This window comes from Luteibacter sp. P4_E6 (assembly GCF_056401535.1).
This window is the reverse complement of the sequence record NZ_JBFUJE010000143.1, coordinates 1-8,761: the sequence shown is the minus strand read 5'-3', so window position 1 is coordinate 8,761 and position 8,761 is coordinate 1. Positions and strand designations below refer to the sequence as shown.

Genomic DNA, 8,761 nt, shown 5'->3' with positions numbered 1-8,761 from the left:
TGCTCGCCGACATTGCCGGGCGACGTCGCTTGCTGGTCGCCTCGACGGTGGTCTTCGGTACGTTCACGGTGGCAACCGGCTTCGCCCACGACCTGGACTCGCTGATCATGTGGCGTTTCCTGGCTGGCCTGGGTCTTGGCGGCGCCATGCCGATCGCGATCACCCTGACCGCGGAAGCCTCGCCAGCGCGGGCGCGCGGGCGCATGGTGATGATGATGTTCTGCGGATTTCCGCTGGGTGGTGCGCTGGCCGGCGTGCTGGCCTCGGCGATCCTGCCGACCTGGGGTTGGGAAATGCTTTTCTACGTGGGCGGCGTGTTGTCGCTTGTCGTGGCGGCAATCCTGCTCGTGGCGCTTCCCGAGTCGCTGCTTTTCCTGGTCAACCGGGGCGCGCCCGCGGCGCGGATAGCCGACTTGCAGCTTCGGCTGGCCCCGGGTAGCGAAGGTGTGCAGCTAGTGCCCTCGGCCCTTGAAGACCGCCACAAGCAGCCGGTAGCGGGTTTGTTCCGCGAAGGGCGCGCGCTGGGCACGGTGCTGATGTGGGTGATCTATTTCATGAGCCTGCTGGACATCTATTTCCTCGCCAGCTGGTTGCCGACGGTGCTCAGCGGCGGCGGGCATTCGACGCAGGGTTCTGTCATCGGCACGTCGATGATGCAGTTCGGCGGCGTCGCCGGCACCTTGCTCCTCGGACGGTTCCTCGATCGCCTCGACCCGTACAAGGTCCTCCTGGTGTCCTATATCGGTGCCACCGTGTTCATTGGCGTGATCGGCTATTCCGTCGCGGGTGGCCTGGTTCTCCCGGTGCTCTTCGTCGCCGGCTTCTTCCTGATCGGCGCGCAGTCAGGCCTGAGCGCACTGGCTTCCGCCTTCTATCCCACCAGTGGCCGCGCCACCGGGGTGGGCTGGGGCCTGGGCATCGGTCGCATCGGCTCCATCGTCGGCCCGGTGATGGGCGGCGTGCTGCTTGGCACCCACCTGGACCTGCCTTCGATGTTCCTGCTGGTCGCCGTGCCGACTCTGGTCGCCGCGCTGACTGTCTTCGTGATGGGCCTCACCCGCCCGCGCTCCTCCATTCCCCTCGCCAAGACCAGCATCAAGGAGTAACCGACGCATGTCCGATGTAGCTTCGACCCGTGCCAACCCACCGTATGTGGACCTTCGCGAATTCATCGAGCGCTGCGAGGCGGCCGGTGAACTGATCCGCATGAAGGGCGTCGACTGGAACCTGGAGATGGGTGCCCTCGCCGAAATCGTCAATCACAAGCGCCCCGAAGCACCGGCGGTGCTGTTCGAGGACATTCCGGGATATCCGGCCGGCATGAGTGTGCTCTCCGGTGCGACCAATTCGTCGAAGCGGCTCGCGTTGACCCTGGGTTTCCCCGAGCCGGAACATCCGCTCGACGTGGTGCGGGCCTACCGCGACCGCATGAAGATCCACAAGCCGATTGCCCCGCGTGAAGTCGAGACCGGTCCGATCTTCGACGTGATCGACCGCGACGACGAGGTCAATGTGCTGAAATTCCCGGTACCGTTCCTGCACGAGGAAGACGGTGGCCGCTACATCGGTACGCACGACTTCGTCATCATGCGCGATCCCGAAGAGAACTGGGTCAACGCGGGCACTTACCGCGTTATGGTGCACGACGAGAAGTCGGTTGGCCTGTGGATGTCGCCAGGCAAACATGGCCGGCAGATCCGCGAGAAGTACACCGCACGCGGCGAGGCCACGCCGGTACTGATCTGTGTCGGCATGGATCCGCTGTTGTTCCTGGCCAGCGGCAACGAAATCCGCTTTGGACTTTCCGAATACGATTACGCCGGTGGTCATCGTGGCCTGCCGTTCGACACGGTCAAGAGTGAGCTTTACGGCTTGCCGATGCCTGCGCACGCGGAAATCGTTCTGGAAGGCGAGATCGTTCCGGGCGACAACAAGCTCGAGGGGCCGTTCGGTGAGTTCACCGGCTACTACGCGAGTGAGCAGAGCGAACAGCCGGTGGTCCGCATCCGCCGCGTTTACCATCGCCGCAACCCGATCCTGACCATCGCCACGCCGTTGCGGCCGCCCTCGGACTTCTCCTTCAGCAAGTGCGTGACCAAGTCCGGCATGATCTGGGACGAAGTCGAGCGCGCCGGCCTGAACGGCGTGACCGGCGTGTGGTGCCACGAAGCCGGCGGCGCGCGCATGTTCAATGTCATCGCGATCAAGCAGGCCTTCGCCGGACACGCGCGGCAGGCAGCGATGCTTGCGGCCAACTGCCAATCGGGATCCTATCTGGGCCGTTTCGTGGTCGTGGTCGACGACGATGTCGACCCCAGCGATATGTTCGACGTGATGTGGGCGATGTGCACGCGCTGCGACCCCGAAACAGACATCGATATCCTTCGCCGGATATGGAGCGGGCCGCTCGATCCCATCGTCGATCGCGGGTCCTCGACCAGCTCTCGTGCGGTGATCGATGCCTGCCGTCCGTTCGAACGGATCAAGGAGTTCCCGAAGGTGGCCCGGGGCAGCAAGGAATTGCTGGCGAAGGTCGAGGCCAAGTTCGCCGATATCCTGAGCCGGATATGAGCATGATGCCACCTGCCGATCCCGTGAGCCTGCCCGAAGGCTGGCTTGGCCTGTTCGACGGCGAGCGCCTGGGCGAGCGCGCGGGCGACTCGGCGGTGCTGGCGACCACGGACGGGGAGGGCTGGCCACACCTGTCCTTCCTCAGCGTGGGCGAGGTGTTGGCGAGCGATACGTCCCGGCTGTACTTCGCCACATGGGCTGGGTCGCGCAGCACCGCCAACCTTCGCCGGACCGGCCAGGCATCGCTGTTCGCGGCGGTGGGTGGCGCGGTGTGGGAGGCGCGCTTGCATGTGCGTCTGCTCGATGGCGATGCCGGTGCACTGGCGGTCTCGGCCGCGGACGTGGTCGCCGTTCGCAAGCATGCCGCGCCCTACGCGAGCGCGCTAGGCATGGTGTCCTTCAGGTTGGATGACCCGGCTGAGGCGATCGCGCGCTGGGAACGCCAGATCTTGCTATTGCGCCGTTTCGCTGAGGCGGGCACGGAGTAAAGCCTCATCCCGTGATGTTTGACAGCTAACTTCCAGCGTTCGCATAATCAAAAATACACAGACGTCTGATGATATGACGACTGATCGATAGACGGATCAGTGCAGGAGATCGACATGACCAACGCACAAACCACTCCCAACGCCGAACGCCAGGACTTCTACCAGCGACTGACACCACACCAGATGGCGCCGCTATGGGAAAGCCTGCATGCGCTGATTCCACGCCAGCCGAACACGCCGGTGCGCGCATACAAGTGGGATTACGACAACGACGTGCGCCCGTATCTGATGGAGTCGGGCTCATTGATCACGGCGCGCGAAGCGGAACGCCGCGTGCTGATGCTCATGAATCCCGGGCTAGGCGGCAAGGCAGCGATCACCCAGAGCCTGTACGCCGGCCTGCAGCTGATCCTTCCCGGAGAAGTAGCGCCGGCACACCGGCACACGCAGAGCGCGCTGCGCTTCATCGTCGAAGGTCGCGACGCGTACACCGCGGTGGCCGGCGAGAAGACGCTGATGCGCCCAGGCGACCTGGTGATCAYACCCAAGTGGACCTGGCACGACCATGGCAATGACAGCGACAAGCCGATGGTCTGGCTGGACGCGTTGGATATTCCCCTGGTCGCATTCTTCGACACGGGCTTTGCGGAGCCGGCCGCCGCCGAGCGCCAGGACGTCTCGATTCCGCTGGGCGACAGCAACGCGCGCTATGCGAACAACCTGTTGCCAGTGGACTGGACGCCGCCCAACCAGAACTCGCCGATCTTCAACTATCCCTATGCGCGCACCCGTGAGTCGCTGGGCGTGCTCGCCGGAAACGGCGGCATCGACCCGCACCATGGTTTCAAGATGCGCTACGTGAACCCCGCCACCGGTGGCCACGTCACCCCGACCATCGCCGCCTTCATCCAACTGCTGCCGGCCGGCTTCAAGGGCGCCCCCTATCGCTCCACCGACGGCACCGTGTACTCGGTGGTGGAAGGTGAGGGCGAGACACGGATCGGTGATGAGCTGATCCGCTGGAAGCCGCGCGACGTCTTCGTCGTGCCGAGCTGGGCCGAACACTCGCATCACGCCGACAGCGAAGCCGTCCTCTTCAGCTTTTCCGACCGCTGCGTGCAGGAAAAGCTCGGCCTGTGGCGCGAACTGCGCTCGGTCGCCTGATCACGACCTCACCTTGGAGTTTCTTTCATGAGCTATGTCATCGATCCGCCTGCGATTCCGACCGTCCCCGTTGAGGGCGGCGGCGATTTCCCCGTTCGTCGCATCTGGTGCGTGGGCCGTAACTACGCCGAGCATGCCCGCGAGATGGGACACGATCCGTATCGTGAAGTGCCGTTCTTTTTCATCAAACCCGGCGATGCGATCGTGCACGACGGCGCGACCATCCCGTACCCGTCGATGACCAACGATGTGCACCACGAGATCGAGCTCGTGGTCGCGATCGGTAAGGGCGGTCGCAACATCGAGGCGGCCAAGGCGCATGAGCACGTCTACGGTTACGCGACGGGCATCGACCTGACGCGCCGCGACCTGCAGAACGCAGCCAAGAAGGCTGGCCGCCCGTGGGAAATGGGCAAGGCCTTCGATCGGTCTGCCTTGATCGGCACGATCAGCAAAGCCGACCCCAGCCAGCCGCTTGAGAAGGCTGCGATCTGGATCACCGTCAACGGCGACGATCGTCAGCGCAGCGACGTGGCCAAGCTGATCTGGAGCGTTACCGAGGTGATCGGTCATCTGTCGCAGTACGTCGAACTCGCTCCGGGCGACCTGATCTACACCGGTACTCCCGAAGGCGTGAATGCCGTGGTTGCCGGCGATGTCATGCACGGCCATATCGATGGTCTGCACGACCTGACCATCACGATCGGGGAAGCACAGGCATGACCCATGTCGCGATCGCGGGCGGCGGCATCGCCGGCCTGGCCCTTGCACTCAACTTGCACGAGCGCGGCATTTCCTGCCGAGTCTACGAGGCAGCGCCCGCGATGCGCGAACTCGGTGTAGGCATCACCCTGTTGCCGCACGGCATGCGCGAGCTGACCGCGCTTGGCCTGCAGGACGAGTTGCGCGCGGTAGCCATCGAAAACCGTGCGAGTGCCTTCTACAACCGTTTTGGTCAGCGCATCTATAGCGAGCCGCGCGGTGTGCACGCCGGGTATGCCTATCCCGAACTCGGCATCCACCGGGGACGTCTGCACATGCTTCTGTATCGCAAGGTGCTCGAGCGAATGGGGCCGGAAGTCATCGTCACCGGGCGCCGCGCCACCGGCGTCAGCGAGGTCGGCGACAAGGCGGTCCTGCACCTGCAGGACGTCGCCACGGGTCAGTCGGTCGACTCGGTCGAGGCTGATGTGGTGATTGCTTGCGACGGGGTCAATTCGGCCATACGCAAGCAGTTCTATCCTGAGGAGACCGTCGCGTTCACCGGTATCAACACCTGGCGCGGCACGACCCGGCGAAAGCCGATCCTGGACGGCCGGACCTACGTTCGCATCGGCTCGCTCAAGCACTGCAAGCTCGTGGTCTATCCGATCGTCGACGACATCGACGGTAGTGGCGACCAGCTGATCAACTGGGTCGCCGAAGTGCAGACGGGCGCGCACATCATCAATGACTGGAACAAACCCGGTCGCCTCGAGGACTTCTTGCCGAACTACGCCGCCTGGCAGTTCGACTGGCTGGACGTGCCTGCGCTGATCAGCGGCGCCGAGCACGTATTTGAATACCCGATGGTCGACAAGGACCCGGTCGAACGGTGGACCTTCGGCCGGGTCACATTCACGGGTGATGCCGCCCATCCGATGTATCCGCGAGGGTCCAATGGGTCGGCGCAGGCCCTTATCGACGTGCGGACCCTCGCCGACCTTATCGCCGCGGGTGATCCGGTCGCTGCCTTGAAGGCTTACGAAGACGTGCGCCGCGAGGTTACCGGCAAGGTGGTGCTGACCAACCGTTCCACCCCGCCGGACTTCATCAATATCCGTGTCGAGGAACTGACCGGCGACCAACCCTTCGAGGATCTGGACAAGCTGATCACCCAGGAAGAGCTCCGCGCCCTGTCCGATCAATACAAGCGGGTGGCCGGGTTCGGTCTGGCGGACTTACGGTGAAGAACACGGAGGAGGGCACTCGTATGGTTCGGCTCCACGGCTACTTTCGTTCGTCGTCCGCGTTTCGGGTGCGCATCGCACTCAACCTCAAGGGAATCGGTTACGAGCAGGTGCCCTATCATCTGCAACGTGGCGAGCAGCGCAGTCCGGCCATGCTTGCGCTCAACCCGCAAGGCATGGTTCCGGCGCTGGAGATCGACGGCAACGTCCTGACCCAGTCCATGGGGATCGTCGAATACCTCGACGAAACCCRCCCCTCGCCACCGCTTCTCCCGGGGGRCGCGGCGGGGCGTGCACGGGTACGCGCGCTGGCCCAGGTCATCGGCTGCGACATCCATCCTATCGACAATTTGCGCGTGTTAACCTACCTGCGTCAGAAGCTGGGTCAGCCGGAGCCGGAGGTCGCTGCCTGGTTCAATCACTGGGTCGCCGCCGGTTTCGATGCACTGGAAACGATGCTCTCGGTCAGCGCAGGGACGGGTACGTATTGCCATGGCGAAACGCCAGGGCTGGCGGATATCTGTCTGGTTCCGCAGGTGGCGAACAGTGGTCGCTTCGGCCTCGACCTGACGCCATGGCCGACCATCCATCGGATCTACGCCGCCTGCGTGGCCCTGCCGGCGTTCGAACGGGCACTCCCAGGGAACCAGCCCGATGCCGAATAAAATTCCTAGGCCTAAGGCGACAGAAACGCGTGGCAGCCGCGCGCCAAAATCGCATACTACGCTCATGGAAAAAGACAAGATGGCCCGTTCGGCGGGCACCGACATCAGCGACCTGAACGTTCTCTACAGCCGTCCGGGCTTCCTGCTTCGCCGTGCGCACCAGATCGGTGTCTCGATGTTCATGGAGGAAACCGCGACACTCGGGGTGACCACTACTCAGTACGGCATCATGTACATCCTGCGTGCGCGGCCCGGGATCGACCAGGTCACGCTGGCAGGGCTGATCGGGCTCGATCGCTCGACCACCGGGTTGGTCGTCGGCAAGCTCGAGGACGCCGGCTTCGTCGTTCGCGTCGCCGACGAGGTGGACCGCCGGCGCAAGACGCTGAAGCTCACCGCGGACGGCGTCGCCATGATGCGGCGGCTGGCCAAGCCGGCAGAACGCGCCCAGGCGCGCGTCCTCGAGCCGTTCAACGCACGCGAGCGCGAGCAGTTCCTGGCGCTGCTTTCTCGCTTTGTCGAGACGTACAACGGTGTCGTGCGTACGCCGCTCAATCCTGAGTAGCGCGGCAGGGGTAGCTCAGACAGGTCCTACACGTGGGTGACAGCATGCTCCAGTACGAAGGCTCCTTGTGGCTCTCCGATGGTGCACGGCGCTGGGGTGGGCTGGACCGTGTGGAACTGCTGTCCCAGATTGGACAGACCGGGTCGATTACCGCGGCCGCCAAGGCCGTCGGCATGAGTTACAAGGGAGCGTGGGACGCGGTCGAGGCCATGAACAACCTCGCTGGTGAGCTGCTTGTGTCGCGCGCGACGGGCGGCAAAGGCGGCGGCGGAGCAAGACTCACCGCACGCGCCGAGCGCCTGATTGCCTCCTTTCGCAGCATCGAAGCGGCCCATCGCCTGTTCGTCGGGCATCTTGCATCGCTCGGGCAAGAGGCGACCGATGACATCCATCTCTTGAGGCATCTGACCATGCGAACGAGTGCAAGAAACCAGCTTGCCGGCGTCGTCGATCAGGTCCAACAGGGCGCGGTCAACGACAGCATCGCCATCCGGACCACGGGCGGCGCTACGCTCATTGCGACGGTGACCCGCGAGAGTACGGACAGCCTGGCCCTGGCTCCCGGGCGCCCCGTCATCGCTCTCATCAAGGCAAGCTGGATCCTTCTCGGGCTGCCGGGGGAAGGGCGTTTGTCCGCCTCCAACCAGCTGCCTGGCAAGGTGGCCCGGATCCATCCCGGCGCTGTAAATATGGAGGTGACCGTGGATATCGAGGGCGGCGGGACGATCACTTCCATCATCACCAAGGACAGCGTCCAGAACCTTGGCCTAGTCGAAGGCCTGGCCGTGCTGGCCATCTTCGATGCTGCTTCCGTCATCGTCGGTGTCACCGACTGATTCGAGATAGCGCTTAGGCGCGTCTACGTTAACCGGGCGCGCAAAAGGTTGCGCTCGAGCTATCACATCTCCTTATGCCTCCTATACCGAGCAACGATTTCAGCTCAGGTGGGGTGTGGTCGAGAATGGCCGTTCGATTGATTACGTGACTCATACGAGACATATCAATTGATCGTGTCTATTGATGACGTAGGAGAAAAAACGATGGTCAAGTCGAGTAGCCAGAAGTTCATCGCGCGAAATCGCGCTCCGCGCGTTCAGATCGAATACGACGTCGAACTCTACGGCGCCCAGAAGAAGGTCAGCATCCCGTTCGTGATGGGGGTCATGACCGACCTCTCCGGCGCGAGCGCCAGCGACCTGCCGCCGGTCGAGGAGCGCAAGGCGCTGGAGATCGACGTCGACAACTTCAACGATCGCCTTGAATCGATCCGGCCCACGGTGTCGTTCAATGTCCCAAACACGCTGACTGGCGAGGGCAACCTGGCGTCCCAAACACGCTGACTGGCGAGGGCAACCTGGC

General features: G+C 63.7%; 9 protein-coding genes and 1 pseudogene. All 10 read left to right on the top strand.

What is annotated here, in order from left to right:
• The coding region (locus tag AC1DT2_RS10835; protein ID WP_477296201.1) for an MFS transporter at nt 1-1,106 on the top strand (1,106 nt) is incomplete at its 5' end.
• A gap of 7 nt (nt 1,107-1,113) precedes the next feature.
• Nucleotides 1,114-2,571, top strand: a complete 1,458-nt coding sequence (locus AC1DT2_RS10830; protein WP_477296200.1) for a UbiD family decarboxylase — start codon at nt 1,114-1,116, stop codon at nt 2,569-2,571.
• 2 nt (nt 2,572-2,573) lie between these two features.
• Entirely contained in the window at nt 2,574-3,059 is a 486-nt protein-coding gene (locus tag AC1DT2_RS10825) for a pyridoxamine 5'-phosphate oxidase family protein (protein ID WP_477296199.1), read from the top strand.
• A 114-nt stretch (nt 3,060-3,173) separates the two neighbouring features.
• Complete coding sequence (gtdA, locus tag AC1DT2_RS10820; RefSeq protein ID WP_477296198.1) at nt 3,174-4,223, top strand: gentisate 1,2-dioxygenase; 1,050 nt, start codon at nt 3,174-3,176, stop codon at nt 4,221-4,223.
• A 27-nt stretch (nt 4,224-4,250) separates the two neighbouring features.
• Nucleotides 4,251-4,946 (top strand): fumarylacetoacetate hydrolase family protein, encoded by a 696-nt coding sequence (locus AC1DT2_RS10815; RefSeq protein WP_477296197.1) that lies wholly within the window; start codon nt 4,251-4,253, stop codon nt 4,944-4,946.
• A complete protein-coding gene (locus AC1DT2_RS10810) occupies nt 4,943-6,172 on the top strand; it encodes a flavin-dependent oxidoreductase (RefSeq protein WP_477296196.1) in 1,230 nt (409 codons plus the stop codon). The genes AC1DT2_RS10815 and AC1DT2_RS10810 overlap by 4 nt, the downstream gene beginning before the upstream one ends.
• Nucleotides 6,173-6,195: 23 nt before the next feature.
• On the top strand, nt 6,196-6,837 hold the full coding sequence (gene maiA, locus AC1DT2_RS10805) for a maleylacetoacetate isomerase (RefSeq protein WP_477296195.1): 642 nt from the start codon (nt 6,196-6,198) through the stop codon (nt 6,835-6,837).
• A gap of 64 nt (nt 6,838-6,901) precedes the next feature.
• Nucleotides 6,902-7,402, top strand: a complete 501-nt coding sequence (locus AC1DT2_RS10800) for a MarR family winged helix-turn-helix transcriptional regulator (protein ID WP_477296194.1) — start codon at nt 6,902-6,904, stop codon at nt 7,400-7,402.
• Between the two features lie 44 nt (nt 7,403-7,446).
• Nucleotides 7,447-8,238 (top strand): TOBE domain-containing protein, encoded by a 792-nt coding sequence (locus AC1DT2_RS10795; protein WP_477296193.1) that lies wholly within the window; start codon nt 7,447-7,449, stop codon nt 8,236-8,238.
• A 204-nt stretch (nt 8,239-8,442) separates the two neighbouring features.
• A pseudogene (gene tssB / locus AC1DT2_RS10790) lies at nt 8,443-8,727 on the top strand (type VI secretion system contractile sheath small subunit); the annotation flags it as partial.
• Between the last annotated feature and the right edge of the window lie 34 nt (nt 8,728-8,761).